Below are 1,511 nucleotides of genomic sequence, written 5' to 3'. Positions count from 1 at the left end.
GCGGCCCCCGACCTGGAACTGGTCGCGCGCTTCCACACCGGGCTGACGGGCGCGGCGGCGGAGATCGCCGCGGGGCGGCTGGACGTGTCGTTCGGTCGGATCGCGGGGCTGCCGCCGGGGACGCGGGAGGGCCTGCGGCACGAACTCGTCCGGCTGGAGCCGATGGCGGTACTGCTGCCGTCGGCCCACCGCCTGGCGGCCCGGCCCGCGGTGCCGCTGGCGGCGCTGGCGGGGGAGACGCTGTACGCGGCCGACGGCAACGCGGCGACGGCGGAGTGGACGGACCTGGCCCGCGAACTCTTCGGGATGCACGGCATCCGCCTGGCGGCACCGTTCCCGGAGATCGACGGTGAGGCGGAGTTCGTCCGGCTCGTGCACAAGCACGGCTGGTCGGTGCTGGCCACCACGGAGTTCGCGGACATCCCCGCCATGACCCTGCGCCCCCTGACGGACCCGGTCCCGCTCTCCCCGGTCAGCCTGACCTGGCGCCGCGGCCTGACCCACCCGGGCCTGACCGCCCTGCGCACGGCGGCACGGCAACTGGCCGCGGCACACGGCTGGCTGCACCCCCCGCAGGACGCCTGGCTCCCGACGGCCGACCGAGCCCTGCTCGCCTCCACCTGACCGCCGGCCCCCGGCCCTCCGCCCCCGTACGCCCTACGCCCTACGCCCCGGCCCCCTCCGGGCCCTCCGGGCCTTCCGCCGCCGCGCGCCGCCTGTCCCTCTTCGTCCGCTGCACCAGGACCGCCACCCCCGCCACGCCGAGGCAGATGACCGCGACCGCCACCAGCCTCGCCACCGTGTTCGAGACGGCGATGGCGACCGGCGCCGCGAACATGACGAGCACGAACAGGACGGTCGCGGTCCTGGCCCTGCGGGAGTTCTTCTCCACCTGCGACATGAAGAGTTTCCTTTGCGTGGCAAAGCGGTACGGGCGCCGATGAACCGGGTGTCTGCTCAGTCACCCCACAGGTTGTCGATACCCTCGCCGATGCCCACGATCCCGGAGCCGATGTTCTCTCCCCAGTCGAGGACCTTCCCGGTCGCGTCGTCCACCGGCGCCCAGATCTTACGCGCATAGCCGAAGGTGAGTTCGCGGTACTTCCACAGCCCGAAGGTGGCGCCGAACAGCGCCACGTCACCCCAGAACTTCCCGTTCATGAAGCCTTCGTCGAACCCGGTCAGCAGGAGGTTCACCAGGCCGGCACCGGTGGAGATGCCGCCGAGCACCCCCGCCACGGGCCACAGCACCGGGAAGAACGCGCAGATCGTCGCCGCGATACCGGAGCCGGTCGACAGCCACTCCGTCGCCGTGATCCACGTGTCCAGTTCGGTGAGCGGCCGGACCCACTCCGCGACCTGGTCCATGAGCCAGATGAACGTGTCGAACGGCGACTGCTGCCAGGGCTTCCTGCCGTTGGCGGCGTTGTCGGTGGCGTACGAGACGCTTCTGGCCGCGGACTGCTTCTGTTCCTCGGCCCACTTGTCGGCGGCGGCCCTGGTCGCGGCCT

The 1,511-nt window shown here is 72.3% G+C and carries 3 protein-coding genes; 1 reads left to right on the top strand and 2 read right to left on the bottom strand.

Features of this window, described 5'->3' with window-relative positions; all coding sequences use genetic code 11:
- The coding region (locus tag H5J30_RS32675) for a LysR substrate-binding domain-containing protein (RefSeq protein ID WP_258563653.1) at positions 1 to 624 on the top strand (624 nt) is incomplete at its 5' end.
- A 40-nt stretch (positions 625 to 664) separates the two neighbouring features.
- On the opposite strand, the gene H5J30_RS32670 is transcribed toward H5J30_RS32675, so the two are convergent.
- Entirely contained in the window at positions 665 to 901 is a 237-nt protein-coding gene (locus H5J30_RS32670; protein WP_181791289.1) for a hypothetical protein, read from the bottom strand.
- A gap of 56 nt (positions 902 to 957) precedes the next feature.
- A partial coding sequence (locus H5J30_RS32665) for a hypothetical protein (RefSeq protein WP_181791287.1) occupies positions 958 to 1,511 on the bottom strand: 554 nt, incomplete at its 5' end.

Source organism: Streptomyces phytophilus (assembly GCF_013870535.1).
In the GTDB taxonomy this organism is placed as follows: Bacteria; Actinomycetota; Actinomycetes; order Streptomycetales; family Streptomycetaceae; genus Streptomyces; species Streptomyces phytophilus.
Note: the sequence above shows the minus strand (reverse complement) of the source record. Positions and strands in the feature narration are given on the sequence as shown.